The sequence below is a fragment of the Verrucomicrobiales bacterium genome (assembly GCA_016793885.1).
Taxonomy (GTDB): Bacteria; Verrucomicrobiota; Verrucomicrobiia; order Limisphaerales; family UBA11320; genus UBA11320.
Genome location: JAEUHE010000079.1, coordinates 17,099 through 43,131 on the forward strand (window position 1 = coordinate 17,099; position 26,033 = coordinate 43,131).

General features: G+C 60.7%; 21 protein-coding genes. 15 read left to right on the forward strand and 6 right to left on the reverse strand.

The features are described 5' to 3' along the window. Window positions 1-311: 311 nt before the first annotated feature. Together JNN07_09335 and JNN07_09340 are read left to right on the forward strand one after the other, a co-directional pair. Complete coding sequence (locus JNN07_09335) at window positions 312-1,403, forward strand: histidine kinase (protein MBL9167930.1); 1,092 nt, start codon at window positions 312-314, stop codon at window positions 1,401-1,403. A 37-nt stretch (window positions 1,404-1,440) separates the two neighbouring features. Further along, window positions 1,441-2,208 (forward strand): response regulator transcription factor, encoded by a 768-nt coding sequence (locus JNN07_09340; GenBank protein ID MBL9167931.1) that lies wholly within the window; start codon window positions 1,441-1,443, stop codon window positions 2,206-2,208. Between the two features lie 321 nt (window positions 2,209-2,529). Here the strand turns inward: JNN07_09340 and JNN07_09345 are convergent, their stop codons facing one another. The 3 genes from JNN07_09345 to JNN07_09355 form a co-directional block, all read right to left on the reverse strand. Then, window positions 2,530-3,351 carry a mechanosensitive ion channel family protein gene (locus JNN07_09345; protein MBL9167932.1) on the reverse strand — a complete coding sequence of 274 codons (822 nt, stop codon included), beginning with the start codon at window positions 3,349-3,351 and terminating at the stop codon, window positions 2,530-2,532. A gap of 153 nt (window positions 3,352-3,504) precedes the next feature. Next, a complete protein-coding gene (locus JNN07_09350; protein ID MBL9167933.1) occupies window positions 3,505-5,070 on the reverse strand; it encodes a hypothetical protein in 1,566 nt (521 codons plus the stop codon). 21 nt (window positions 5,071-5,091) lie between these two features. Then, on the reverse strand, window positions 5,092-6,300 hold the full coding sequence (locus JNN07_09355) for a hypothetical protein (protein ID MBL9167934.1): 1,209 nt from the start codon (window positions 6,298-6,300) through the stop codon (window positions 5,092-5,094). A 179-nt stretch (window positions 6,301-6,479) separates the two neighbouring features. Between JNN07_09355 and carB the strand changes: the two genes are divergently transcribed. Beyond that, entirely contained in the window at window positions 6,480-7,985 is a 1,506-nt protein-coding gene (gene carB / locus JNN07_09360) for a carbamoyl-phosphate synthase large subunit (protein ID MBL9167935.1), read from the forward strand. Window positions 7,986-8,024: 39 nt separating this feature from the next. On the opposite strand, the gene JNN07_09365 is transcribed toward carB, so the two are convergent. Both JNN07_09365 and JNN07_09370 read right to left on the reverse strand, forming a co-directional pair. Further along, window positions 8,025-9,038 carry an endonuclease/exonuclease/phosphatase family protein gene (locus JNN07_09365; protein ID MBL9167936.1) on the reverse strand — a complete coding sequence of 338 codons (1,014 nt, stop codon included), beginning with the start codon at window positions 9,036-9,038 and terminating at the stop codon, window positions 8,025-8,027. Between the two features lie 53 nt (window positions 9,039-9,091). After that, entirely contained in the window at window positions 9,092-9,607 is a 516-nt protein-coding gene (locus tag JNN07_09370; protein MBL9167937.1) for an NUDIX domain-containing protein, read from the reverse strand. Window positions 9,608-10,149: 542 nt separating this feature from the next. On the opposite strand from JNN07_09370, the gene JNN07_09375 reads away from it, so the two are divergent. The 12 genes from JNN07_09375 (at window position 10,150) to JNN07_09430 (ending at window position 23,754) form a co-directional block, all read left to right on the forward strand. Next, complete coding sequence (locus JNN07_09375) at window positions 10,150-11,001, forward strand: prohibitin family protein (protein MBL9167938.1); 852 nt, start codon at window positions 10,150-10,152, stop codon at window positions 10,999-11,001. A 10-nt stretch (window positions 11,002-11,011) separates the two neighbouring features. Beyond that, window positions 11,012-11,845, forward strand: a complete 834-nt coding sequence (locus JNN07_09380; GenBank protein ID MBL9167939.1) for a prohibitin family protein — start codon at window positions 11,012-11,014, stop codon at window positions 11,843-11,845. Further along, a complete protein-coding gene (locus JNN07_09385; protein ID MBL9167940.1) occupies window positions 11,842-12,036 on the forward strand; it encodes a hypothetical protein in 195 nt (64 codons plus the stop codon). Before JNN07_09380 ends, JNN07_09385 begins: the two co-directional genes overlap by 4 nt. 45 nt (window positions 12,037-12,081) lie before the next feature. Continuing rightward, a complete protein-coding gene (locus JNN07_09390; GenBank protein MBL9167941.1) occupies window positions 12,082-13,419 on the forward strand; it encodes an efflux RND transporter periplasmic adaptor subunit in 1,338 nt (445 codons plus the stop codon). A gap of 87 nt (window positions 13,420-13,506) precedes the next feature. Beyond that, window positions 13,507-14,151 (forward strand): ABC transporter ATP-binding protein, encoded by a 645-nt coding sequence (locus JNN07_09395; GenBank protein ID MBL9167942.1) that lies wholly within the window; start codon window positions 13,507-13,509, stop codon window positions 14,149-14,151. Then, entirely contained in the window at window positions 14,148-15,377 is a 1,230-nt protein-coding gene (locus JNN07_09400) for an ABC transporter permease (protein MBL9167943.1), read from the forward strand. Before JNN07_09395 ends, JNN07_09400 begins: the two co-directional genes overlap by 4 nt. After that, window positions 15,374-16,615, forward strand: a complete 1,242-nt coding sequence (locus JNN07_09405) for an ABC transporter permease (GenBank protein MBL9167944.1) — start codon at window positions 15,374-15,376, stop codon at window positions 16,613-16,615. Before JNN07_09400 ends, JNN07_09405 begins: the two co-directional genes overlap by 4 nt. A gap of 158 nt (window positions 16,616-16,773) precedes the next feature. Then, on the forward strand, window positions 16,774-18,972 hold the full coding sequence (locus JNN07_09410) for a hypothetical protein (protein MBL9167945.1): 2,199 nt from the start codon (window positions 16,774-16,776) through the stop codon (window positions 18,970-18,972). Between the two features lie 25 nt (window positions 18,973-18,997). Then, complete coding sequence (locus tag JNN07_09415) at window positions 18,998-19,963, forward strand: ABC transporter ATP-binding protein (GenBank protein ID MBL9167946.1); 966 nt, start codon at window positions 18,998-19,000, stop codon at window positions 19,961-19,963. A 6-nt stretch (window positions 19,964-19,969) separates the two neighbouring features. Further along, window positions 19,970-21,589: an ABC transporter permease subunit gene (locus JNN07_09420; protein MBL9167947.1), complete on the forward strand. Its 1,620-nt coding sequence runs from the start codon at window positions 19,970-19,972 to the stop codon at window positions 21,587-21,589. Window positions 21,590-21,600: 11 nt separating this feature from the next. Next, on the forward strand, window positions 21,601-23,190 hold the full coding sequence (locus JNN07_09425) for an ABC transporter permease (GenBank protein MBL9167948.1): 1,590 nt from the start codon (window positions 21,601-21,603) through the stop codon (window positions 23,188-23,190). Window positions 23,191-23,238: 48 nt separating this feature from the next. Next, window positions 23,239-23,754 carry a type 1 glutamine amidotransferase gene (locus tag JNN07_09430; protein MBL9167949.1) on the forward strand — a complete coding sequence of 172 codons (516 nt, stop codon included), beginning with the start codon at window positions 23,239-23,241 and terminating at the stop codon, window positions 23,752-23,754. A gap of 62 nt (window positions 23,755-23,816) precedes the next feature. On the opposite strand, the gene uvrB is transcribed toward JNN07_09430, so the two are convergent. Beyond that, a complete protein-coding gene (gene uvrB / locus JNN07_09435; GenBank protein ID MBL9167950.1) occupies window positions 23,817-25,850 on the reverse strand; it encodes an excinuclease ABC subunit UvrB in 2,034 nt (677 codons plus the stop codon). Window positions 25,851-26,033 lie beyond the last annotated feature (183 nt).

Below are 26,033 nucleotides of genomic sequence, written 5' to 3' on the forward strand. Positions count from 1 at the left end.
CCCTGCCCGCAAAGTGTGAAACGCTGGCATCGCCCAACTTATCTAGTCCCCATTTTTGGAGGTAAAGATGAGAGAGGGCTGCCGCACTCCATAAGGTCGAGCGAGTCGCGAGGCGCCTTTGGAGTTGACCGCGAAGCGGTCCGATGAGTTTTATAGTTCTGGTTTCCTGTAGCCCTCTACAGCTTTTCAGCGCCCCCGGAGGGGGAAGATTCCGGCTGCCCTACCCCAGTTCAAATCAAATCCCGAACAGGCACCTCTGGCGAAAATTGCGTGTTCTTGAGGGGCGCGTCTTGATAGGGTGCTGACGATTCATGGAAGCATCCAACACGCTCAACTTGGCAGCCTGGCGACGATGGGGCTTGCTCTGGATGTTCTGGACCCTGGTCGGACTCTCCTTCGCCGGACAGTTTTATATCTCGAGCTCTCAACTGGGGCGTCCCATCCTCTGGCGCCAAGCCTTGGTGTACTCGCTGGCGGACTGGTATGTATTCGCGGTGCTGGCCTTCATCCCGATGCGTCTCGCGCGGGGCCTCAACCTCGAAGGCAGCCGTTGGACCCGCAACCTGCTCATTCACCTGACTGCGAGCCTCTTTTTCTCGCTGGCGTATGTAGCCCTGCGGACCTTGGTTGGGCTCTGGCACGGATCGCCCGATGGGCGAGTCGTCTCGCTGCGCGAAACCCTGCCCCCGTTGTTCCTGAAGACCTGGCACTTCAACCTGCTGATCTACTGGGTGATCGTGAGCGTTGCTCACGCGGTCGGTTACTACCGCAAGTTCCAGGACCGGCATCTGCGAACCGTTGAGCTCGAGAGAAGTCTGGCTCAGGCCAAGCTCCAGGCGCTGCAAATGCAGCTGAACCCCCATTTCCTGTTTAACTCGCTCCATGCGATCGCCGAGTTGATGCATCGGGATGTGAAAGCTGCCGACCGAATGCTCACGCGTCTCAGCGAACTGCTGCGCCTGGCGCTGGACACCAGCAACACTCAGACCGTCAGCTTACGCCACGAGATCGGATTCCTCCGCCGCTATCTCGAGATCGAGCAAACCCGCTTTGGCGACCGACTCCAGGTCTCGATCGAGATCGAGGAGGAAACACTCGAAGCCAAAGTGCCCAACTTGGTGCTGCAGCCGCTGGTCGAGAACTCCATCCGCCACGGCATAGAACCCCAATCGCTGCCGGGAAGGATCACGCTGCGGGCTCAGCGGCAAGGTAGCCGCCTCCATCTCATCGTGGAGGACAACGGGCGCGGCCTCCCCCCGGCCAGCGCCCGGAGGGAGGGCATAGGACTGACGAACACTCGTGCCCGTCTCAATGAGCTCTATGGCGACCAAGCCCAACTCGAGGTCGTCGCCGGTTCCGAACGCGGAGTCCGGGCAACTGTCGTCTTGCCTTGGATGACCTGAGCGAGCAGGATGCAAACCACCTAATCCAGATCGATCCATGAGCATTCGAGTTCTAATTGTCGATGATGAGCCGCTGGCGAGAGATCGGCTCCGTCGTCTTTTGGGAGAGGATCAAACCCTGAAAATCGTGGGCGAATGCAGCCATGGCCTGCAGGCGGTGGAATCGATCCGATCGCAGCGTCCGGACCTGGTGCTACTGGATGTCCAGATGCCCGAGCTGGACGGGTTCGGAGTGCTGGCGGCTCTGGAAGCAGAGGAGGTTCCCCTGCCCGCCGTCATTTTCACCACCGCCTATGACACCTTCGCCGTGAAGGCTTTCGAGGTGCACGCGATCGACTATCTGCTGAAACCGTTCGATGAGGAACGTCTGGCCAGCGCCCTGTCCAAGGCGCGCAGGCAGCTGGAAACGAAAGAGCCGGAGGCCCTCCGCGCGAAGCTCAGTCAACTGCTCAGCGAAACCAAGCCGAAGGCCACGATTGCGGAGCGCATCTCCATCAAGTCGAGTGGCCGCATCATTCTCATTAAGCCGACGGAGATCGATTGGATCGAAGCCGCAGACAACTATGTCAGCCTGCATGTGGGAAAGGCGGTTCATCTGCTTCGGGAGACCATGAACTCGATGGAGGCCCGGCTGGACCCCGCCAAATTCCTACGCATCAGCCGCTCCCTGATCGTCAATACCGAGCGGGTCAAGGAGATGCATCCCCTATTCCACGGCGACTACGCGATCATCCTGCACGACGGAACCAAGCTCAATTCGAGCCGCAACTACCGCGACCAGCTCAAGAGTCGATTTGGCTGCTAGCAGCCTGTCGGACTTGTCCCCACCTGAGGTGAGTCGGGCTTTGAACCTCATTTGTGCTCAAGAATGACGTAGGAAATGTCGCGACAGGCTGCTAGATATTTTTCCTGCGGAAAAGAGCCGATCCGCTGAAGGCTCTCTTGAACATGAAGCGGGCAGACTCAATTGAGGCAAAACAGACCGATTCGAAGCAGTCAGACCGAACTTCCCATCCCGACTCGGAGTCGGGGTGATTACTAGCAGGCCGACGCCAAGAAAGCCCTGGAACCAAGGAATAGCCCTGGCGGGCACCCTGCAGAACGATACTCTAAGTCCGACGGCCTGCTAGGCCACCGCGTTGATCACGCGCACCTCGCGCTGCGGCGAGGGAATGCGAATTCCTGCTGCCAGGAAGCGGTTGATGAGCGCCTGATACAACTCGGCGCCCGCCGGGCCAAAATCCGGCAGACCGACCCACGGCTTCACCGACAGAATCGCCGCTGAATCGCCCAGGCTCGAAATGCCGATGACCGGAGCCATGTCCTTCAGCACGCGCGGATTTGCCAGGACGACCTCACGCGCCAGCGAAATCGCCTGGCTCATATCGGTATCCAACGCCACGCCCACAGTTAGGTCGAGTTGCCGGATCTTCCCGTAATTGTGCAGAATCTCTCCTACGATCTTGCGATTCGGGATAACCACCCGCGATTGATCGGGGTGCTTCAGGGTGGTCGAAAACAGCTCGATGGTTTGAACCTCGCCATGCACCCCCAAAATCTCAATGTATTCGGAAACTCGGAACGGCTTCGTGATGATAATGAGCAGCCCGGCTACCAAGTTCTGCAAAACACCCTGTAAAGCCAATCCAATACCCACGCCCGCCACACCCAAACCGGCCATCAGCGGCAGCAGTTCGATGCCCAGGTTCTGCATCGCCATCATCACAAAAACGGCCATCACCAACAACCGTAGCAAACGTGTGAGGAGTAGCTGGACCGGGGGTTCCAAACGCCGCTTTTCGAGCCATTTGGCGAACACCTTTCCGGCCCAGCCCGCGACCATCGAGCCGAGAACCAAAAACAAGATGCCCACCATCAGCCGGGGGCCGTAATCGATGGCTTTTTGCAGGACAAACTGCTTCAGATTTTCGAGGTTTTGCGCATCCATAAATTAAGAGTTCACTTGTCCGCGGACAAGAATGAACAAGAAGGGGTACCGGAGCAAACACGAAAGGGCACTGGGTGAGTGATGAGTGATGAGTTAGGTGGTAGGTGTTGGGGACTCGTCACTCGTCACTCGTCACTCGTCACTCGTCACTCGTCACTCATCACTCCTTCCCGCCTCCACCTGAACTTTGAACGTTCCCGACACAATGCGACCCTGGACTTTGACTTGCACCCAGATCCGATACTCGCCGGCGGAAGGGAATACATAAGGGAACGACACCTTGCCCAAACGCCCCATGGCGATCGCCTGAGCCTCCGGCAGCGCATCCAAATCTCCGCAGATAGCATCGGTCGCCCTGGCCGCCTCCTCCCCCCCATCCTTCGCGGCGAACTTGCGCGCCGCTGCCATGCTCAGCGTCCCGGCCGGATGCACATGAGAAAAGACAGTACCATCCGCACGCATGACCACGGCGTGGCCTAGCATGCGAAGATAGGGCTCCAGAGTCACCTTATCCCCGGAGTCGGTTGCGACCGCAGCCTCTAACCCGATCGGCTGCCCCACTCGCAGAGGCGCAGTTGGCTGGAGTGTCATCCGTAACCCCGGCCCCAGACCGCAGGTCCCCTCCCCCGGCGCCTGGGATGGACTCCAGGAATCGTCTGGATCGGTCAGTTTCCCAGTCGCCGCAAGCCCCTCCTCGATCCGAACCCGATTCGTTAAGGTCTGAGTCAAACCCTGCTCATGCGTCAGATCCACGAACACCCGATACTCCCCCGCAGGCAGATTCGGCAGCAGGGACACAAAGGTATGCGTGTTGGTATCGCGAACCGGGTGCAGATGGGCGAACGCCGGCCGATCCCCCGCCCCGACCAAAAACAAGTGCACCCATTTTCCATGGTCCGGCAGCAACCGATAGTTGCGCTGGCTCATCCGACGATCAGTCAGCTCCAGCCGCAGCTGGCTGCCTGAGGCGGAGGTTTCCACAGCCAGGGTGTGCTGCAGCGGACGAAAGAGCACCTTCGACTGATGCAGCTCGTCCTCGTAATTCCACCACAGTCGAGCCCCGAAAACCGCCCCCACCACGACTGTCAATCCGAGCACTCCGCCTATCCAGGACCGGAGCCGTCGCCCCGACAGCAGAACCGGGGTGGCGGCCGGGAGCGTGCTTTCGCGGACCGCAGCCACACAGATCGAAATCACCCCCACCGCCAGAAACAGGAGTAAAGCGGACGCGATGCCTACCAGCCAGGCGGGCATGGGCCGCCGTTCCAAGGCCACAGAATTCACCGGGACCATCAATGCTCCTCCACCCTCCCCGTCCACCATCACCTCCACCCCGTAGGCTCCACGCGTCATAAACCAGAGTTGCGCGTTGTACAGATTGGTCTCTCCCTCGACGGGTCGAGCCAGGTCCGGCCGTGGAGCGCCCTTGCGTCCTGTACTGGAATGCATGGCCAGAGCCGTCACCTGACGGGGGGCTCCCTCGTGCACCCGGATATGAATATCCACCAGACCAGGAACTACGTCCGGCTGCCGAACCACCACCGTTACCGGGAACAAGCCCGCCTTGCCCTGAAACACGATGTGGGGGCTACCCACATGGGCGTTGCCCAGCAAAGGGAAGAGCAGAGATGCCAGCACCAGCATCAACCGGAGGGACCGGGGGAACCGACTCAGAGCCGTGGTGGGAGACTGGGCTAAAGACCGAACGCGCAGTGGCATGGCAGGTCAGGCAGGTTGCAATTAGCGGCGGATGCGTTTCAAAAACTCTCCCACCCCGAGCCCAACCGAAGCTGAGACCAGCGCAATCAGCCAGGCCCAACCGATGGCAGCCCCGGTCAGAGGGCGGTCCTGCAGTCTCCAAAATCGACCCGCGAATTCCATGTCACTCATGTAACCAAAGAACCGGCCGTGACCGGCGAAAAACCAGTTGTCAGCCGCTGGGCTGATCAGGAATGCGGAGAAATGCCACTGAACGCTCAGGAACAGCACAAGGAACAGCGAAGCGCTGAGAACTAACCGGGGCACCTGCCAGCCCCAGTGTTGGCGCCGTCGGAACAGCAGGAAGACACCATCCAGCGCCAGCGCCGGAACGAACAGCAGCAGCGGGAAAGCCGGCGGTGCCATGTGGGTCACGGGATTGTAAATGGGAGCCAGCTTGGGCTCGGCCGCCCACAGCGGGAGAATCCAGACCATCACTCCCTGGACCAGCACATACACCAAAGCCATCCGAGTGGCCGCCCAACTTACCGGCCGATGGCAGGCTGCCGCCACCAGAAACCCCGGATACATCGCCGCGGAAGCCATCGCAAAGGTCGAAGTGTGCTGCAGGTTCGGCCAACTCAGCTCCGTCAGCAAGATGGACGAAAGCGCCAGTTGAACCCCGTTGGAAAACACAACGAGGCCACCGCCGCCGCCAGCGATCCCCCCCACCCCGCCCGCACGGTTTCGACGAGCCGAAGCCAGGAGGTGAGCCCCCGTCACCACGCCATACATTCCCATCGCCAGCAAGGCGTGAGGCGGCGACAAAATCTTGACGTCCAAGCCGTAGGTGTTGTGCCACCAATCGTCCAGCGGTCCGGAGGTCAGCATCGCCAAGGCACCCCAAATGGTAACCCAAGCCCCCAAAGGTGCCCGCGCCCCGAGGAGACCGACTGTCACTCCCTTGAGCGCATCCTTTTGCAAAAACGTGGCGGCGAAGGCCAGGACGCCCGCGAGGAGCCCGCTGACCGCGCCTCCGATGTAGATCAGCATATGCGCCGGGGTCCAAAAGGTGTCGCGACCGATGGTGGCATGCCAGGAGATATCCCAAAGTATCCCGAAAGTGATACAAGCCCCCCCTATGACGATGAGTGGGGTCAACCGCTCGAGAAGAGCGTGAGCACTCACGGTAGACCCGGTCCCTCGTGCATCGCCATCGGCTGGAAGGGTTAGTGTAGAGGTCGCATTCATAGTACGCCCCGGGGGGCTCCCCGGAAAGTAGCCTTAACCCTGGCCCAAAGCCTGTAAAAACGCGAGCGCTTGTTTAGAAAACTGAGGCTCCAGCCCCCGCTGTACCAGGGCAGCCGACGACTTCTTGATTTTCTAGGCTGACAGACGGCTCGTCTTGCCTTTAAGTCTCACCGGTTTTTATGCCGAAGCGCACCGACATCCATTCCGTTCTGATTATTGGCGCAGGACCGATCATTATCGGACAAGCCTGCGAGTTCGATTATTCTGGCACCCAGGCCTGCAAAGCCCTCCGGGAGGAAGGCTACCGGGTCATTCTGATCAACTCGAATCCGGCCACGATCATGACGGATCCGGAGTTCGCCGACCGGACTTACATCGAACCGATCACTCCCGAGTGCGTCGAGAAGATCATCGTCCGCGAGCTGGACGAGATGAAGCGGCTGAACGCGCAAGGCAAGCTGGTCCTGCTCCCCACCCTGGGAGGCCAGACCGCACTGAACACCGCCATGAAACTGCACCACAATGGGGTGCTGGCGAAATATGGCATCGAAATGATCGGAGCCAACTCCGAAGCCATTCAAAAGGGCGAAGATCGTCAGATTTTTAAGGACCTGATGCTCAGCATCGGGCTGGATGTACCCATCAGCGGGACCGCCCACAACCAGGAAGAGGCCCGCGCTGTGGCGGAAAAGATCGGACGCTATCCCCTGATCATCCGCCCCGCCTTCACCCTCGGTGGCACCGGCGGCGGCATCGCCTACAACCGCGACGAGTTCGAAGAGATCGCCAAACGGGGTGTAGATCTGTCCCCCGTGTCCGAAATCCTGATCGAGGAGTCCTTGCTGGGATGGAAGGAATACGAGATGGAGGTCATGCGGGATCGCGCCGACAACTGCGTCATCATCTGCTCCATCGAGAACTTTGACCCCATGGGGGTCCACACCGGCGACTCTATCACGGTCGCCCCCATCCAGACGCTGACCGACAAGGAGTATCAGCTGATGCGTGACGCCAGCTTCGCGGTCATCCGCGCGGTCGGCGTAGAAACCGGCGGATCCAACATCCAGTTCTCCGTCAACCCCGAGAACGGCCGCATGGTGGTCATCGAGATGAATCCGCGCGTGTCCCGCAGCTCGGCGCTGGCCTCCAAAGCGACCGGATTCCCAATCGCCAAAATCGCCGCCAAGCTGGCCGTGGGCTATCTGCTCGACGAGATCCGTAACGACATCACGCGCGAAACCCCGGCCAGCTTCGAACCCACCATCGATTATGTGGTGGTGAAAATCCCGCGTTTCGCCTTCGAAAAATTCCCCCAAGCCGACCCCACGCTCAACACCCAGATGAAGAGCGTCGGCGAAGCAATGAGCATCGGACGCACCTTCAAGGAAAGCCTGCAAAAATGCCTGCGCTCCCTGGAGATCGGCCGCAGCGGACTCGGCGGCGACGGCAAGCCCTGGCGCATGGGGAACGAGCTCTATGGTGACCGCGACATTCTGCCTCGCGATGTCATCTCCCGCAAGCTGAGCGTGCCCAATGCGGAACGCATTTTCTTCATCCGCCACGCCATGCGGGCCGGGTTCACGATCGAAGAGATCTTCAATCTCACCAAGATCGATCGCTGGTTCCTCACCCAGATCAAGGAACTGGTCGATTTCGAAGAAGAACTCGCTTCCGCCAAGAGCTGAGCGGGGCGTCGACCGAGACGGAGTCCTGTCAGGGCTCCGTCATTTCTTTTTTCCGGACCGCTGACGCGTGGCCGGCATTGCCCCCCTATCGTTGGCGCGAAAGGTCGCTACCAACGGGCGATGGTCCGAGGCAAGTCCCCAGTCCGGAACCACCAAAACCTCCGTGCGCTCGCGCACCCACTCATGATACAGCCCTCGGCTGATGAGGAGGTAGTCAATCCGACTGTAGGTATCCTCCTTGCCATAGTAATGGGTCCAGGTCACGACCCGCGCCTCGTCGGCCGAGGCCGACCCCGGCAGAGCCCGGTTCCCACGTTCTGCCGGCCGGGTGTCAATCAGGCCGACGCTCCCCTTGCCTAACAGTGCCCGCAGAGCCTTCGAGTCCTTGGTGTCATTAAAGTCCCCCAAGACCACCACATTGGCCTTCGGATCCGCGGACAAACGGACGTCGATCCGCTCACGAAGGAGACGCGCCTCCTGCTCACGAAGCTCCGCCTCGTCGGCTTCTAAAGTGGTGCGGCGGGACTTGAGATGAGCCGAGAAGACGGTGACCTGATAGCCCGGGGCCGGCTGTACCTCGACCTCCAAAAAGCCGCGACTGACGAAGAAGCGTCGGCCCAAGAGCAAGAAGCTCTCACGGGGATGCGAACGACGGGCCACGATCGGAAACCGGCTCAGCAGGGCGACAGAGATATGCGGATCGTGTCCGGTCACGATCTCTGAATGCTCATAGCCGACCCCATCCCCAGCCAGCGTCTGGCGCAGCTCCTGGAGGGCGGCTGGCCCGCCGACCTCCTGGAGCGCCAGGATGTCGACATCCATCGCCCGAATCACCTCGCGAACCTTCGCCCGGGATTCAAGGGATTTCGCGGGTCGCCCGTCATGCTCCGTCAGCAGATAGTTTTCAAGGTTGTAGGTGCCCATGCGAAACGTCACCTCGGCCATCAGCGGCCAGCATCCCACGATGCCCCCGAGCAACAGAACCATGGCCAGCCGAACCCAGATCAAGACATGGCTGGAGCGTTGAAACCGGCGAGTTGAAAAACCTTCCATGGCCAACCTATAGCCCGAGCCCATTCACAAAGTCAAAAGGAAGACGCGCGCGATCAGATCGACTGGTACAACCGCAGCGCCTTTCGCATGGAGGGAAAGGCCATTTCCTCGGCGCGCACCGCGTGGGGATCCATCCAGCAGAAGCTCTCAACATCGTCGAGCGCCACCGCCTTTTCCGGGTCTTGAACCCGGGCGATAAAAAAGAGGTCCAACACGGGATACGTCACGTCCAAATACCGATAGCTGTTGGGTTGGGTGCAGAGGAAAGAAACACCCTCCAGTTCCAGTCCCACTTCCTCACGAACCTCCCGACGCAGCCCCTCCTCGGCCGTCTCGCCGATATCGATGAATCCTCCCACCAAGCCCAGCATGCCTTTGGACGGCTCCTTCGCCCGGCGGATGAACAAACCGCACCCATCGCTGCGCAGCAGGATGGCGGCAGAAGCCACGGTCGGGTTGAAGTAGTAGACAAAGTGGCAGGCCGGGCAGCGAAACGGCGTCGCATCCTCGATGCGGTCACGTTGCTTTCCACACCTGGGACAATGCACAAAACTGAGCGCCGGCGTCATGGGATGACTGTGTCAGGACCCGCCAGGTCTGCGCAACTCATCCGGGCAGAAAAAAGCCCTTCGGGCGGAGAGCGGAAGGGCGAAGCCCGCCCCAAGAGTGATTAAAAGTGGATCAAAACAAAGGTGGAGGCGCAACGGACTCGGCGCCCTTATGCCGGGCTTTCAGCCCTTGATGGAGGGGATGTGCACCTGGGGTTGTCACCCCAGGCTGGGATAGCACGCACCGTTGGAGCTCCCGTCCGACGAGCCTCCGTGCATAGACCAAATCCAGCCCAAAACCCTAATCCCATGTTCCTACGGGAGTCTTCACTGGGGTTGGAGCCCGCGGGCCACAGGCCCAGCCTCATCTCAGCCTGGGGTGACAACCCCAGGTTTCCTCACCCTGCACACGCTGAGGGCTGAAAGCCCGCGCCATCGCAGGGAATCACCCACAGAGTTCAACCTGAATCTCACGCACTTCAAATCCCCCCCTACTACCCCTTCTCATTCATGCTTGTCTAACGCTCTGATCCCGCGCACGGTTGGTCGCCGAAACAAAAATCATGAGTCCTCAAGGTCTAGCTCGCTTATTCGGGGTCGCCATCCTGGTGTTTGTGGTGATCATTATGGCCTCGTCGGGAACCTATGTTGTGCAGCCCGGATACCGTGGCGTTGAAGTCACCCTCGGCAAGGTTTCCCCGATCTTTAAGCCGGAGGGTTTCGGTCTGAAGGCCCCATTCATTACCGAGATCCGCCCGATCTCCGTTCGCCAGCAGACGGCGGAGGAAAAGGCGGAGTGCTATTCGTCGGATCTGCAGCAGATCCACGTGGATTTGCGCATCCTTTTCCGAGTACCGGAATCCTCGGTCGTCAAGATGTTCCAAGAATTTTACGGGGATCCATTCGAGAGTCTGGTGTCTCCTCGTGTTCACGAGGCGCTCAAGGAAGTAGCCGCGCTGCAAAGCGCTGAGCAAATCGTGAAGAACCGCGAGCAGATCAAGACCCGCGCTTTGGAGATCTCTCGGAAGAAGATTGGCACGCTGCTGGTCGTGGAGGATCTCGTGATCCAAAACATCGGCGTGACCAAGGAACTCGAGCACGCGATCGAGGCCAAGATGGTCCAAGAACAGGAGGCTTCCAAGTCGAAATACCTTCAACAGCGAGCTCAGATCGAGGCGGACACCCTGGTCATCCAGGCCAAAGGTGAAGCGGAATCCATTGTTATCCGCGGCAAAGCGCTGCGTGACAACCCGGCCATCGTCGACCTTAAGATCGTGGAGAAGTGGGATGGCAGCACCCCGCTCGTGATCGGAGGCGGCGAGAATACACTACTTCCACTCCAAGACGTCGAACGAAACCGAACCATAAGACGAGATGCCACCCCAACCCCCACCCCGACGACACCCCGGCGATAACGCGCGCAACATGAACGCCCTGAGCCCAGCCCAAATCAGCCGACTCATCATGGTCGCCTTGGTGATCTTCGCGCTGATTATCGTGGCTTCCACCACCACCTACCTCGTCCAGCCGGGCACCCGAGGAATCAAGGTGACCCTGGGGAAAACGGCCGATCAGTTCCTGCCCGAAGGTTTCGGGTTCAAAGCGCCGTTCATCACCCGCATCGTGCCCGTGAACATCCAGCAACGCACGCGAACTGTAACCGCGGAGTGCTTCTCCTCCGACCTTCAGCAGGTGATGGTCGAGCTGGCCGTCCTGTACCGGGTGCCGGAGGCGTCCGTAGTCCAGATCTACAAGCAGTTTGCGGGCGACCCCTTCGACAGCCTCATCGCCCCCCGGGTTCAGGAAGCGCTGAAGGAAGCCACCGCGATGCAGACCGCCGTGCAGATCGTGAAAAGCCGGGAGGAGACCAAACAAAAGGCGATGGCCTCCGCGAAACAAAAGATCACCTCAATACTGATGGTGGAGGATATCGTCATCAAGAACCTGCAGCTTTCCCCCGAACTGGAAAAGGCGATCGAAGCCAAGATGGTGGCCGAACAGCAGGCCGTACAAGCCCAGTTCACCCAAGTTCAGACTCAGGTCGAAGCGGAGACGGCCGTGATCAAGGCCAAGGGTGAAGCTGAATCGATTCGGGTGCGCGGCGAGGCGCTGCGCCTCAATCCATCTTTCCTCCGACTCCAGATCGTGGAGCGATGGAATGGCAAGTCTCCCCTGGTGGTTCCCCCGGACACACAGCAAGGGGGTGCCAGCCTGCTGCTGCCCCTCGGATCGGCTGAGAAACCCACCCCTCCCCAATGAGCCCCCGGGCCCGCGCAGGCTGCCAAATCCTTATCCTCTTGGCGGTGGTGGCGGGGCTGCTCCTGCTTTTCCCCGGAGCAGTTGCCTTTGTCGAGATGGCCGCACGGGAACTCAGGTATCTCTGGTGGCTTGTGCTGTTGGTCGCCTTGGCCATCTGGCTGATCTGGGGGGTCGGACGAAAATCCAACTGATGGATCTTGTAACATTTCTCCCCTTGGAGTGTCTTAGATTCAACCTTGAGCACTACTCTCACCAAACGTAAGTCTCGTCGTCGCTGGCCCTGGGTCCTCCTGGTCCTGGCTCTCGCCGGCGGCGGTTACGGGTATTACCGCCAGCGCAATCAGGAGAAACCGATCGAGATCCAGGTAACCAAGGCCTCCCGCCGCAACCTCACCGAAGTGATTGTCGCCAACGGTCGGGTGCAGCCGGTGGTGCAGGTGAAAATCAGTCCGGAGGTGAGCGGGGAAATCATCGAGCTCCCCGTCAAGGAAGGTCAGGCGGTCAAGAAGGGCGACCTGCTGATCCGGATCAAACCGGATCTTTACGCCGCCAGCCGCCGATCGGCTGAAGCAAGCTACAAGGCCGCCCTCGCCGGCAAGGCGCAGTCGGCCGCCAGCCTGGAAAAAGCCGACCTGGAGCTCAAGCGAAACGAAGCCCTGTTTCGCGAGAAACTGATCTCCGAGACCCTGCATCAGGACTTCCTGACCTCCCGGGCCATCGCCGCAGCCGCCTACGACTCCGCTTCCCATCAGGTCGACGTCGCGCGAGCATCGCTCGCCCGATCGGAGGAGGATCTCGCGAAAACGATCATCTACTCCCCCATCACCGGAACCGTCAGCAAGCTCAACTCCCAGCTGGGCGAACGAGTGGTGGGTACCGCCATGATGACCGGAACCGAGATCATGGTAGTCGCGGACCTCACCGAGATGGAGGCGCGCGTGGAGGTGGGCGAGATGGATGTGGTGCTGATGCAGCCAGGCCTCAAGGCGCAGTTGGAGGTTGACGCCTTCACCGCCAGGAAGTTCAACGGCCGGATCACCGAGGTCGCCAACTCCTCCAAGAATTCGCTCGTGGGCAGCAGCAGCGGCAGCGGGAGCAGCCAGGATGCTACTCGCTTTGAAGTTCGGATTCGCATCGAGGAAAAGGACGCCTTCCGCCCCGGCATGTCCGTGACCGCCGAAATCGAAACTCGCTACCGGACCAATGCGCTGACGGTGCCCATCCAGAGCGTCACCACCCGGCTGCCCAACAGCGGCGGCAGCACGACCAACGCCGCGATCACAACGGCCGCCACCGGCTCAGCCCCCCCTCCAGCCTCCGCCATGGACCGCCGGAAAGAAGGCAATAAACCTCAGGAAGTGGTGTTCGTTTTCAATGGGACGCAGGTCACGGCCACACCGGTCAAACGCGGCATCAGCGATGACACCTTTGTGGAGATCACCGAGGGCCTGTCTGAGGGGCAGGAGGTGGTGAGCGGGAGTTACAAGGCCATCAGCCGGGAACTTAGGGATGACTCCAAAGTGAAACTCATCAGCGAGGCGGCTCCCGGCGGCTCCAAGCCACCGGGGCCCTAATTAGCCGAGCGGCCGGGGCCGAGTGCGTCCCAGTTTTTCATCCTCATGACTCTCATACGTCTCGACAAGCTGGCGCGCCGATACCAGATGGGTAACGAAACCATCCACGCCCTGCGGGAGGTGTCGCTCTCCATCACTCGCGGTGAGTACATCGCCATCATGGGACCTTCGGGATCAGGCAAGTCGACACTCATGAACCTCATCGGCTGCCTGGACAGCCCAAGCGACGGGGACTACGAGTTGAATGGCCATCGAGTCAGCGACATGGATGACGACGAGCTGGCCGATATCCGCAACCGGGAGATCGGTTTCGTCTTCCAAACGTTCAACCTGCTGCCCCGGCTGGACGCCTTGCGGAATGTCGAGCTTCCACTGGTGTATGCGGGCATCGACGCCGAAACCCGCCAGGAGCGGGCGGTGGAGGCGATGCGCCAGGTCGGCCTGGCCGACCGAATGCACCATAAGCCCAACGAGCTGTCCGGCGGACAACGTCAGCGGGTGGCCATCGCCCGCGCGCTGGTCACCCGGCCGTCCATCATCCTGGCCGACGAGCCGACCGGCAATCTCGACTCCAAGACCGGCGATGAAATCATGCTCGTCTTCCAGTCGCTCTGGAAACAGGGCAACACCATCATCCTCGTCACCCACGAGGAGGACATCGCCCGTCATGCCGGGCGTATCGTGCGCATCCGGGATGGGCTGATCGCCAGCGACGAACTCAACCAGCCATGAGGTGGACCTTCGAATTGATCGAGAGCGCCAAGATCGCCTGGGCGGCCATACGCGCCAACCGCCTGCGATCGATACTCACCACGCTGGGGATCATCGTCGGAATCGTGACCGTCACCCTGATGGGAATGGCCATCGAAGGTCTCAACAACGCCTTCAAGCTCAGCATCGCCAATCTGGGTGCAGACACGCTCTATGTGGGCAGAATCCCGTGGAAGCGTATCACTGCGGCGGACTGGATGCAGCTGATGAAACGGCGCCCGATCGATCTGGCTCAATCGCGGGAGCTGGAACGACGCATGACCAACGCATTGGCGCTCGCTCCCATGACGGAAACCCGGCTGACGGTCCAATATGCCGGCCGGAGCGCCAGCGGCGTTACCATCATCGGCACTTCGGAGCCCTTTCAGCTGACTTCAGGCATCACCATGGCCCAGGGACGCTTTCTGCAGCCGCAGGAAGCGGACGGCGGACGTCCGGTCTGCGTGGTGGGCTCTCTGGTGGCCAGCAACCTATTCGTGAACGAGAACCCGCTCGGCACGCGAATCCGGATCGCGGGAGAGTCGGTCGAGGTGATCGGAGTGATGGACAAGCGGGGCAGCTTCCTAGGCCAGTTCAGCCTCGACAATCAAATCGTGATCCCGACACGCCTCTTCCTGAAAGCGTTCGGATGGGATCCGGAGTTCAGCATCCAGATCAAGGCCAGGAATGTCGGCGATCTCGAAAGCCTGGCCGAGGAAGTCCGTGGACTGTTGCGGATCATCCGGCGCGTGGGACCGTCAGAGGAAGATGATTTTGCGATCAACCAACAGAGCGGCATCCTGGAGTCTTTCGGCCGAGTCACCGCGATCATCGGGAGCGTCGGCCTCTTTATCAGCGGGCTCTCGCTCTTCGTCGGCGGCATCGGGATTATGAACATCATGTTCGTTTCGGTGGCGGAGCGCACGCGGGAGATCGGGATTCGGAAGGCGATCGGCGCCAAGCGCCGCAGCATCCTGATTCAGTTCCTAACCGAGGCCGCCAGCATCTGCCTCATGGCGGGTTTGCTGGGAATCGGGATCGCGTGGTGCATCTCCCTGGTTCTGTCTCATTACCTGCCGGTCACCATGTCCCTGCGAATTGCCGGGCTGGCCGTCGGTGTGTCGCTGGCGGTCGGGGTCATTTCCGGCTTTCTACCCGCCTGGCGAGCGGCCCGTCTCAAACCGGTAGACGCCTTAAGGAACGAATGAAGCTCAGCGATCTGACGGAAAGCCTGCGCATGGCGCTAGAGTCGGTGCGAGCCCACAAGCTGCGTTCGGCCCTGACCCTGATGGGAGTCATGGTCGGGGTGTTCTCGATCATTCTGGTGATGACGGCCATGAGGGCGCTGCAAAATAAGGTGGAGGGCGAACTCTCGGGACTGGGAGCCAATACCTTCCAAATCCAGCGCACACCCGCCCTCCCGTTCGGCCGCTCCGAGTCACGGGAAAAATATGCCCGACGAAAACGGTTAACGCTGCCGGAGGTTAAACGGCTGGAGGAGCGGGCTACTTTGGCATCGAACATCGGCGCGCAGGAGGAGTTCTACGCCGGAGAGGCCATCTCCCGCTTCGACAAGACTCCGCCGAACATCAACCTCATTGGGGTGACTCCCAGCGTGTTCCCAGCCCGGAACTGGATTCTGGCCGATGGACGCGCCCTGTCCGCTTCGGATCAGGACTCCGCTCAAGATGTCTGCGTGCTCGGAGCAACCCTCAAAGACACGCTTTTCCCCATCGGGTCAGCATTGGGGGAAACCGTGAAGTTTGGAGGGATTCCCTACCGGGTGGTGGGTGTGCTGGAGCCCAAGGGAGCCATGCTGGGCGGGGATCAGGACAACTTCGCCGTCATTCCCCTGACCACGGGACTCAACCGTTATGGTCGGGGATGGCGCAGTCTCAAGATTCTGGTCCAGTCGGCGGATGTGCGACAGTTCGAGGACACGGTCGAACAGGTGCGCGGCATCCTGCGGGCCCTTCGCAAGGTTCCTCCTGGCGAGGAGGACGACTTCGAGATCTTTACCAACGACTCCCTGATCGGGCAGTTCCTGGCCTTCACCCTGACTGCACGCATCGGGGTGGCAGCCATCTCCTCGATCGCCCTGATCGCGGCGGGCATTGGCATCATGAACATCATGCTGGTGTCAGTGACCGAACGAACTCGCGAGATCGGGATCCGCCGCGCCATCGGCGCCCGAAAACGCAGCATCATGACCCAGTTTCTCATGGAGGCCGTGGTTCTTTGCGAACTCGGGGGCTTGGCCGGCGTGCTGCTGGGGTTGGTGGCGGGCAACGTTGCCGCCCAAGTCATGAAGCTGCCCATGACGCTCCCCCTCGATTGGGTGGTCATCGGCCTGGTGACTTGCTCGCTGGTCGGCATTGTGTTTGGGGTGTATCCCGCCCGGAAAGCTGCGAACCTGGATCCCATCGAATCGCTTCGCTACGAATGATCACGAGTGAACGAATCGCCAACTACTTTGTCCATTGCCCAGTAGCAGTTCACTGGCTATAACCAACGCCCACGACCGAAACCGCGATCGGCGAAGGGGCCAGAACGGACCGGACCCTTCGTGAGATCTGCGCCGGGGTGCGGTCCAATTAACAACGAGTGACGCCCATCATCACCACTATCGCCCAGGACCAACCCAGCTCACCCCGCAGGCTCCGCCCCGGGATCCCTCGCTCGGCCTGGTGGCTTCGTCCCCTCACCGGCGCTATAGGGCTGCTGCTGCTGCTGATCTTTCGGGTTTCGGCCGCCGAGGTGCGGTTTGACATGTTCTTGGGCTACGACAACGTGGTGCCCGAGTTCTCATGGTTCCCAGTCACGTTCGAAATTCAGAACGATGGTCCCACCTTCATCGGGCGGGTGGAGGTCGCGGAAGGCAGCTTCGGTCAGAAGCTGCGACGCAGCTTCACGACCGAACTGCCAACGGGAACCCTGAAGCGGTTCACCATTCCCATGTTCAAGACGGAGGCCTACCAGCGAGAGTGGACGGCTCGATTGGTGAACGAACAGGGCAAGGAAATAGCCAACACCTCCAGGCAAATGCGCCGCCGGGTTCATTGGCGGGGATTGACTATCGGGGCGCTGGCCCGGAACCAAACCCAGGCTCCATCGGTCCCCGTGATCGCCTCGATGGATCAGGATTCGCAGCCGGCGGTCAGCCGAATGATTCCCGACCTACTCCCGGACAACCCGCTGGTGTGGGAGGGCTTAAGCGTGTTGTATCTGAACTCAGAGCGAGCGTTGGCGCTCAAGGCCCCCCAGGTCAACGCGCTGGTGGCCTGGCTCTGGGGAGGCGGCCATCTCATCGTGAATCTGGAACAGGCAGGCGACCTCAGCGGAGCCCCGTGGCTGCGTCGCTTGCTCCCGGCGGTCCCCGGCCCCACCGAGTCCATCGCCGCAGCGGCCGCCTTGCATCGGTTCTCCCTCAAGGATTGGGCGCCGTTTACCCAACGACGCAATCCGGCGGCGGGTCCCGCCGAAGGCGAGACGGCACATCCCTCCGACCTAACCGAGGACGAGAACTTCGCCAGCGCCGCACTGCCCATCATGACCCTGAATCCGGGAGCCTCAACCGTGGTTCTCGAGCACGGTGGGAAGCCTCTGGTGATTTCCTCGCCGCGCGGCCGAGGAAAGATCACCCTGCTGGCGTTTAACGCGGAACGTGAACCCTTCCAAAGCTGGGCTCACCGTCCCTGGTTCTGGGGCTCGCTCTGCGGCATGCGGGAACAACTGCGTGACTTCAAGCCCTCCTACACCTACCGATCTACCGACGGACTCATGGGGGCGGTGGTGGACAGCACCCAGATTCGGAAACTGCCGGTCGGATGGCTGCTGCTGCTGTTGGTTGCCTACCTGGTGGTCATCGGGCCTTTCGATCGCTGGTGGCTCAAGCGGATCAACCGGGAGATGCTCACCTGGATCACCTTCCCCTGCTATGTGGTGGGGTTCTCCTTCCTGATCTATCTGATTGGATACCGCCTCCGGGCCGGGGAAACGGAATGGAACGAGTTTCAGATCATCGACCTGATACCCTTTGGAGAGCAGGCGCATTGGCGGACGCGAAGTTTTGGCTCCGTGTATTCCCCCTCCAATCGGCGCTTCGACTTCGCCAGCGAGCAACCCTTCGCCTCCTTCCGATCCGAGGCCAATCCGCAAGGGGCTCAGGACTCTTCTCGGGGAGCCATCGACCAGACCGGGTATCAATTCAAGGCCAGCGTGCCGGTGCCGGTGTGGACCAGCCAGCTGTTCGTGCACGACAGCATGTCCACCAATGTTCCGCCCATCGAGGCTACCTTTGATGCGGCGGCGCAGCGGTTGACATTGAACAACCAACTTGGCCGCGCCATCACCTCAGCCTACTTGGTTCACCGAGGCCAAGTCTACGAGGTCAAGAACTTGGCCCCCGGAACCACCACCACCCCGATCAGTGGGATGACCTTCCTCCACGGCGTCGACGACTTTGTTCGCAGCAACCAGGGAATCATGCAGAACGCCGTGGACCAGCGCCGTCAGGCCTTTGGAGCGGACCGGAGTTCGCGCGTGCTCCATCCTCCCGAGATCGGCCTGTTCGCCAGCTTTAGCGGCCTCACGGTCGCCAATGGGGAATACGACAACAGCTCCTTTGCCACTACCCCCGGCCTGGATGTCTCCCGGCGGTCGGAGGGCGGATCCGCCCTTCTGCTCGTCTGGGTGGACAAGCATGCCGGTGTTCCCGGATTCAATCGATTCGACGCGATGCGCCGGAACGAAGCCACCTTATACCGGCTGATCCTTCCATCGAGCGCGGCCCCCCGACTCTGACGCCTTCACTTCATCCCCATAAACCATGTCCACTACTCCTCCATCCGCCCCTCCGGTTCCCGCGGTCCAGACCTCCGGATTGAGCCGGACCTATGGCAGCATGACGGCGCTCAGCGCCCTGGACCTCGTGGTGCAGCGCGGGGACCTCTTCGGGTTCATCGGATCGAACGGGGCCGGAAAGACCACCACCCTGCGTATCCTCGCCACTTTTCTGGTCCCCTCCGCCGGCAACGCCCAGGTGCTGGGTCGCGATGTCGTGGCCGAGGCCGATCAGGTTCGACGCATGATCGGCTACATGCCGGACTTTTTCGGTGTCTACAAGGACATGGAAGTGACGGAGTACCTGGATTTCTTCGGCGCCTGCTACAAGATCAAAACAGCGCAACGTGAAAAAACGGTGGCGGATGTGCTGGAACTGGTGGGACTCAGCGAGAAGAAGGGAGCCCTGATCGGGGCGCTGAGCCGCGGAATGCAGCAGCGCCTGGGCCTGGCTCGCGTGCTGATTCACGATCCTCAGCTCCTGCTCCTGGACGAACCCGCGAGCGGCCTCGATCCCCGCGCCCGGATCGAGGTCATGGCCATCCTTCAGGAGCTTCAACGGATGGGAAAAACCATCATCATCTCCTCCCACATCCTCAGCGAGCTGCAAAGCCTCTGCAACCGGGTGGCGATCATCGAGAAGGGAAAGCTGATCTACAGCGGCCCCGTCCAAGGCGTGCGCAACCAGCTCGAGTCGAATCCGGTGTTCCGGGTCAAGGTGGCGGCGGATCCTGAACGGGCGCTGGAGCTCTGCCAGGGTCTGGGCGCGGTTGTCGAAGCCAAGCTCGACCCCACCGGTGAGCTCCGCCTGACGCTGGCCGCCGCACAAGCCGACCCGAGCGTGGTTGCCGAGGCACTCGTCAAAGGCGGCTTCCGACTGACAGGCTTGCGGGAGGAAGAGATCGGACTGGAAGAGGTCTTCCTGCGGGTCACCCGTGGTGAGACACAATAACCGACCATGAATTTCCTGACCGTCGTCGAGCGAGAGCTGCGCGTCGCAGCGCGACGTCCCGGCGTCCGGCGCTCACGACTGCTGTGCGCCATGGTCGGGGTGGCCGTCGTCAGCTGGTTTCTGCTGGTTCCCCAGTTCAACAATCCCCAGCAGTTCGGGCAATTCTTGTTCTATACACTCAGCGTCGGCGCCTTCGTCATTGCCGGATTCAGCGGCTTTGCCGCAACGGCCGATTGCCTGAGCGAGGAGAAACGCGAAGGCACGTTGGGACTGCTTTTTCTCACCGAGCTTAAGGGGAGCGACGTCATCATCGGGAAGCTGGTGGCCAGCTCGCTTAGCGTGATCTACGGACTGTTGGGCATCCTGCCGGTCATCGCCATCTCCATCCTGGCCGGCGGGGTGTCGGGCAGCGACTTCGCTCGAGTGGTGATCACCGCGCTCAACTTGCTGTTCTTGTCGCTGTGCATCGGCATGATGTCCTCCGTGATCTACCAGCAGGGGGCGCACTCCCTGGCAGCCGCTGCGACCCTGTTTCTCTTCCTGCTCCTCGGACTGCCGTTTTGTCTGTTTATCGCCGTGGAGCTGTTCGGAATCCGCGGCCTGAACGAGGTCCTCACCTTACCCTGTCCGGGCTACACCTGCCTGCTCACCTTTCCGGCTTCGTTGGGAAGAGCGGGCGGTGCCACGGAATTCTACTCGTCGCTGGCGGTCACTCATCTGATCGGGTGGGCGTGCCTGATTTTTGCCATGATGCGGGTGACTCGGTCCTGGCAGGACCGGATCCAGGGATCTCTGAAAGAATCCTCGGGGGAGCCGATACCGGCTCATCGCAAGCCGTCCGCGCGAGTGCGGTTCCGACAGTCGTTGATGGACCTCAACCCCTACTTCTGGCGGGCTGCCCGACCGCATTATCGGGGGCTGATCGTGTGGGGAGTCATGCTTTTTGCCCTTGGAATCTTTGCCGGGGGATGGGTTTTTCGGCCGGACTACTTTCGCGACACCGGATCCTATTTCTTCATGGCTTTCCTGCTCAACACCATCCTCAAGCTGTGGATCGCCACCGAGGCCCCCGGGCCACTGGCATCCGACCGTCAAGGTGGGGCGCTCGAGCTGCTGCTGGTGACTTCCCTCACCGAGCAGGAGATCACCCAGGGCCAGCAACAAGCCCTCTGGAAATGGTTCGCCTGGCCCATCTACACCGTCCTGGGACTGACATCGCTGTTCATCATGTCCATTCTCTCTCCCAACTCCGGCAGCCCGAGCGAGACTTCCATGCTAGCCTGGATGCTCCTCAGCGGGATGCTGGTCCTGGTTATGGATTGCATCACGTTGGGAAAGCTCGGCCAAGCCCGGGCGCTCCGGGCTAAGAGCGAGTCCCGTGCGGTCCTCGCATCCGTGTTTACGGTTCTGATCCTGCCTTGGCTGCTCTACTTCGCCCTCATTAGCTCCATCGGCCTGCTCTATGCCCTCGGTTTTAGAATCCGAGCGCTCGACAGCTGGGAGTTCCTGCTCGCGCTCTGGGTTTTCCTCAGCCTGGCCGTGGATTTGTTCGCCCTGCGCTATGCCAACCGCATACTCCCGGCTCAACTGCGCCCGATTGCCAGCGCGCGGTTCGACTCCCGCTGATCCCTTGTACCGTGGTCGCCATCCTCGATCGTGAACTGAGAATCCGAGCGCGCCAGCGGCGCACTTTCGTTCACCGCTTTCTCATCGCGCTTGCCACCTCGGGTGTCACGGTGCTGTCCCTGGTCTTGGCCTCGCTGACCACCCGGGTGGCCAGCGTCGGCCAGGAGGTTTTCGGACTGCTGAGCTGGGTGCTGTTCGGTCTCTGTTTACTGGAGGGACTGCGCAATGCGGCCGATTCCATCAGCGAGGAAAAGCGCGAAGGCACGCTGGGTTTGCTCTTCCTGACGGATCTGAGCGCGGCAGGCATCATCCTCGGAAAAACCTCCGGCCAGCTGCTCAGCAGCCTCTACGCGCTCATGTCCGCCATCCCCGCACTGAGCATCCCGATCATGCTCGGCGGGGTGACGGGCGGAGAGTTTTGGCGAGCAGTGCTGGCGCTGTTCCTCACTCTGCTCGCCTCCCTGTCCCTGGGGATCCTGGTCTCCGCTTGGGTGCGCGGGGTGATCGAGGCCTGGATTGGCACCGCCCTGCTCCTACTCGCGATGCTGTTTGTGCTTCCGGCGCTGATGGCTTGGCTCAGTTCAGCCACCGGCGCATCAGGAGCGAGCCCGTTCGCCATGCGCCTCTTGCGAGCGGAGTTCTACGATCCGAGCCCCGGTCTGTATTGGCAATCGATGGGATACTACCTGCTGGTCATTGTCACCGCCCTCGGCCTGGCATGCTGGGTGCTGCCAAGAAGGTGGCAACAAACGACGGTGGAAACGAAGCGGATGGAGAAGGAGCCCGTGACCCGGATGTCGGAAACCCTGCATCGGTTGCGGGATCACCGTCCGATGGAATGGTTCGCCCAACACCGCGACGTCGGACACCCCATACTCCTGGTCATCAGTGTGATCCTGGCCAGCGCCCTCGTTCTCTGGGCCCTCCTCTCGAGTCCGGAACGAATTATGGCCGATTACTTCGCGATCGGGGCGTCCGCCTTTGCCTACCATCTGGTGCTCAGCACGTATCAGGTTTTGAAAGCGACCAGTCTTGGGTCGGCGCTGCGAGCCACCGGACTGCTGGAACTCATCTTCATCACACCGCTGCGGCCCCAAGAGACTGTGCTGGGGCTCGGCCGAGGACTCCTGCGTCAGGGTCTAAAGGCAACCGGCATTTTTTCGGTTGGGGAAATTCTGTGCCTGGCGATCCTCATCGGGCGGGCGGCCTGGTTCAAAGAGCTCCCTTTGGGCCCAGTGATCGCGGTTAGCGTGCTGGCGAGTCTCATCATGTGGCCTCCGATTCAAGATCTCTGGGCGGGCACTTGGCTCGGACTCTATCAGGGCCTCCAGCAGCCCAAGCCCACTCGAGCCGTGATGCTTTGCCTGGGCTGGGTGCAAGGAGCCCAGCTCATCTGCTATTACATTTGCCTGCCGCTGGGGCCGATCCTGTCCGCCATCAAAAGCTTGGTGATATTTCTGTGGTCTCGCGATCGACTGCTGTTCGAGCTTCCCCGCATTGTCCGTGCCGACACGCTTTCGATCGGAAAGGAGGGGGGCAAGCGATCCTTCAAGCCGCTGCCTTCGGTCATACCGCCACCATTGCCCCCGGCCAAAGCTTGATCTGCTTTGTACGAGACGAGCCGCTTCCGCCTTGCTACCTTGAGCCCCGTGTCAGGTCGCATTCTCACTTTTTTGGATGATATCTACGAGGATCTCGAACTGTGGTATCCCAAACTGCGGCTCGAGGAGGCGGGGTGGACCACTCTCGCCGCCGCCCCGGAGCTTCGACGCTACTCAGGAAAGCATGGATACCCCGCGAAGGCCGATCTCTTGCTTTCCGAAGCTCGCAGCGCTGACTTCACCGGATTGCTCATCCCCGGAGGGTTTATGCCGGACAAACTTCGTCGCGACCCCAAAGTCATCAGCCTGACACGCGAATTCCACTCCGCTGGTAAACTGGTTGCCTTCATCTGCCACGGCGGCTGGATTCCCATTTCAGCCAAGATTCTCAACGGGCGTCGCGCGACGGGATCGCTCGGGATCAAGGACGATCTGGAAAACGCCGGTGCTATCTGGGTGGATGCCCCGGTCGTTGTGGACGGAAACCTCATCTCCAGTCGGACCCCGAAGGATCTAGCTCCATTCGGTAAGGCGATGGTCGATTTCCTCGGCAGGACAAAGTAGCCAGAGCCCTACAAAGGGCGAAGCCTCACCCGGAAAAAATCACACCCGGACCGCGGTTCGGTTCACTTCCGGCGTCGTTTCCCCTTCGGGTAATTGCCCGCGGCTGTGCTACGGCCAGCCGGATTGGCGGCCAGTCCGGATCGGCGTTTGAGTTCGTTGATCTGATCGCGAAGCAAGGCGGCTTTTTCGAACTCGAGGTTTTCGGCGGCAGCCAGCATTTCCGCCTCCATCTCTCGAATCGTTTCAGTGATGTCGAAATCGCCTCCAGCATCATTGATGAGTGAGGCCGCTCGCTGAATCCCCTCCCCCTTGTCCGACAGCCCTTCCTCAATCGGCCGGCTCACACTCCGCGGTGTGATGCCATGCGCTTGGTTGTAGGCGATCTGCTTGCCCCGACGATACTCGGTGGTTGCCAAAAACTTTTGAATGCTCCTGGTCTGCACATCGGCGTAGAGAATGACCTCTCCGTTCAAGTGCCGCGCAGCGCGCCCGGCCGTCTGGATCAGGCTGGTGGCCGAGCGAAGGTAGCCTTCTTTGTCGGCATCCAAAATGGCCACCAGGGCCACCTCGGGCAAATCTAATCCCTCCCGCAACAAATTGATGCCCACCAGCACATCGAATTCACCTTTTCTCAGAGACCGCAGGATCTCCACCCGCTCGATCGCATCGATCTCGCTATGAAGGTAGCGCACATTGATCCCGACCTCGCGCAGGTAATCTGTGAGTTCCTCAGCCGTGCGCTTCGTCAGGGTGGTGACGAGCACACGCTCCTTCTTCTCGACGCGCAGCCGCGCCTCGTGAATCAGATCATCGATCTGGCCCTTGAGCGGCTTGAGGGTCACCTTCGGATCGATCAGCCCGGTGGGCCGGATCACCAACTCCGCCACTCGGCCCTCGGACCAACCCATCTCCCGTTCGGCGGGGGTCGCACTCACGTAGATGGTCTGGCCCTGGAGCTGCTGAAACTCATCGAACTTCAAGGGCCGGTTGTCCAGTGCGCTGGGCAGGCGAAAGCCGTGCTGGACCAGGACCGTTTTTCGAGAGCGGTCGCCCTCATACATGCCTCCGATTTGAGGAATCGTGGCATGAGATTCATCGACCACGAGGATGAAGTCTTTGGGGAAGAAATCGATGAGCGTGTGCGGGCGGGATCCAGGCGGACGACCACTGATGTGCCGCGAGTAGTTCTCGATGCCCGAGCAGAACCCCATCTCCTCCATCATCTCCAAATCATACTCGGTCCGCATCTTGACCCGCTGCGCCTCCAAGAGGCGGCCTTCCATCTCGAACTCCGAGATGCGCAGCCCCAACTCCTCACGAATCGAGAGGATGGCGCGCTTCGTTTTTTCCGTCGGGGTCGCAAACTGCTTGGCGGGATACACCGAGACCGCCTGAAGATTGTCGATGCGATTGCCGGTCAGCGGCTCGAAGCGGGTGATCCGCTCGACCGTGTCGCCAAAGAACTCGAATCGCAGGGCATCCTCCGTGTACGCCGGACAAAGCTCCACCGTGTCGCCCCGCACCCGAAAGTTGCCCCGGGTGAAATCAACGTCGTTGCGGTTGTACTGCAGCTCGACCAAACGGAAGAGCAACTGCTCGCGGCTCAGCTCCTGGTTCACCTGGACCGGGATGACCATGGCCTCATAATCCTCCCGGCTGCCGATGCCGTAAATGCAGGACACGCTGGCCACCACAATCACATCCCGCCGGGAGAACAAGGAACTCATCGTGGACAGGCGCATCCGCTCGATGGCCTCGTTCACGCTGCTGTCCTTCTCGATAAACGTGTCGGTCCGGGGAATATAGGCCTCCGGCTGATAATAATCGAAGTAGCTGACGAAATACTCGACCGCATTCTTGGGGAAGAACGACTTGAACTCGGCGTACAACTGGGCCGCCAGAGTCTTATTGTGTGAAAGAACCAGGGTGGGCCGATTCACGGCCTGAATGACATTGGCCACCGTGTAGGTCTTGCCCGATCCGGTGACGCCGAGGAGCGTCTGATGACGGTGCCCCCCGTTCAGCCACTCCACCATCTTGGCGATGGCGGCTGGTTGATCCCCTTGCGGGGTGTAAGGAGCCTCGAGCTGAAACATAGCGGGGTGAAGCTAGCAGCAACTCCGGGGCGAGTTAAGAGTTATAAGTTATGAGTTATGTGAGTGTACAAGATAGAGCCGAATGGCCGACTGATGGCAGGGGAACTCTGCATGCGGGGCAATACGTAGGCTTCTCCCCTTGCCTGTACGGTTCCCGAACCCGAAGGGTTCACAGACATTAGC